Below are 1,504 nucleotides of genomic sequence, written 5' to 3'. Positions count from 1 at the left end.
CAAATATATCTAGCTGCCTTTCCTCCACCAGTTCAAATCGTTCCACATTCTTGCCGTTTTCTATTAACGGCATGTACCTGTTGCCGGGTTCTTCTACCGGCTCATACTGCGCCACTGCTCCGGTGCTTGTTTGGCGCAGTATCCTTACTAACTGCCGTCTTTTGCCCCGGTAGGCAAGCATAATGTTACCCTCCTTGGCGGGCGGTTATGTTTCCGCCCGTTATATATGCACATTAAGTTTGGAATGTACAATTATTCTCTAAGGGTTTCAAACTCGATAACCCACACTGGGAAACTTCCTCTTTCCCCTTTTTTGCAATAACTGTAACAACCATTAGTGCTATCGATATCACAGAATTCTGGAACTTTTGGATACCACCTAACTGTTCTTTCAGCCACATCATTGATAGTGGGTTCTCTGTGTAATTTACCGTTGCAGTATTTTTTATCGAACAGCCAATCATTTTCTTGTATGCATAATTCAACGGCTTCTTCTTTTGTAAATTTTCTTGCATGCACAACAAATTCAGTATCCCAGCTTCCATCGGAAAAATTAAAGTAATCAAACTTGCTCACATTGTCCCTCCTTCTTATTGCACATTAAGTTTGTTATATGCGGTATATTAATTTCCTACCGCACATAGGACAGTAATTAATTCTTTTATCTATTCCAAAATTAATAGACATTCCTTCATTATCAATTATTTTGACCTGTATATGTCTGTATTTTGGCAAGTACACTATTTTAAGACTTCTTACAGTTCCATCTTCTGCTTCAAACTCTTCTAAATTAACTATTTCTTGTGAACAATAATCACAATCGTTCATTTTATTCCTCCTTCGCATTTATGACATGGTGTGTAACTACGCTTCAATCATCTTTTTTTGATAACCGGTTGCCAAAAGTTGCTCACTCTCTCACCTTCCAGCCTAGACATCCTTTCATATCATCTTGAAAGCGCTTCTTGCCATCCAATTTGCACTTACCGGTGTCCGGCAAGGTTCTCTTTGTGGTATCCCAATAGCGGCAGGTACCACACCGTTTATCCTCATGCGATGTAATCACCAATGGCCACCACCCTTCCAACGCCATCCATCGCCCTTTTAGGCTTTGTATATACAATTACCTTAACCTGCCCTTTCTGTCGTTCCTGCACTCGCCTTATGCGTTCCAAGCGGGCCGTTCTGCCCGGCCGCTTGTGTTGTGCTGCCACCCTATATCACCGCCTCTTAGATAGTTTTGCTCTACTTATTTTTGAGCCTGACCTCTCCTGCCACCGCTCCCAAGCATGGCCTAATATCATTGCCCGGTGCCTTCTCACCCCACCGCCATGCCATCACCTCCGAATATCCCGCCCGGCCTAGGCTTAATGCACCCCTGCCGGGATAGATGTATAATAAGCAGCGCTACCTCATCTATCGCATCCCACTCTGTGCGGAGTGATTTTGTTGCCGGTCGTACTTGCTTGGCAATATCAGCAATACCCGCACCGCCTTGCCACAG

General features: G+C 43.9%; 6 protein-coding genes. All 6 read right to left on the bottom strand.

Going from position 1 to position 1,504, the window contains the following annotated elements; all coding sequences use genetic code 11:
- Positions 1–181 (bottom strand): hypothetical protein (locus BR02_RS14575; RefSeq protein ID WP_034639636.1); only part of this gene is annotated, 181 nt, incomplete at its 3' end.
- Between the two features lie 71 nt (positions 182–252).
- On the bottom strand, positions 253–576 hold the full coding sequence (locus BR02_RS0113100; RefSeq protein WP_031517790.1) for a hypothetical protein: 324 nt from the start codon (positions 574–576) through the stop codon (positions 253–255).
- 33 nt (positions 577–609) lie between these two features.
- Positions 610–828 carry a hypothetical protein gene (locus BR02_RS0113095; protein ID WP_031517805.1) on the bottom strand — a complete coding sequence of 73 codons (219 nt, stop codon included), beginning with the start codon at positions 826–828 and terminating at the stop codon, positions 610–612.
- Between the two features lie 82 nt (positions 829–910).
- Complete coding sequence (locus BR02_RS15560; RefSeq protein WP_157834987.1) at positions 911–1,066, bottom strand: hypothetical protein; 156 nt, start codon at positions 1,064–1,066, stop codon at positions 911–913.
- The gene (locus BR02_RS15555) at positions 1,050–1,214 is read right to left on the bottom strand and encodes a hypothetical protein (protein WP_157834986.1); all 165 of its coding nucleotides are present in this window, start codon (positions 1,212–1,214) and stop codon (positions 1,050–1,052) included. Before BR02_RS15555 ends, BR02_RS15560 begins: the two co-directional genes overlap by 17 nt.
- Before the next feature lie 104 nt (positions 1,215–1,318).
- On the bottom strand, positions 1,319–1,504 hold a 186-nt coding region (locus BR02_RS15815; RefSeq protein WP_034639633.1), incomplete at its 5' end, for a hypothetical protein.

The organism is Desulfofalx alkaliphila DSM 12257, from assembly GCF_000711975.1.
Lineage (GTDB): Bacteria > Bacillota > Desulfotomaculia > Desulfotomaculales > Desulfohalotomaculaceae > Desulfofalx > Desulfofalx alkaliphila.
This window is presented reverse-complemented; position numbering and strand designations above follow the sequence as displayed.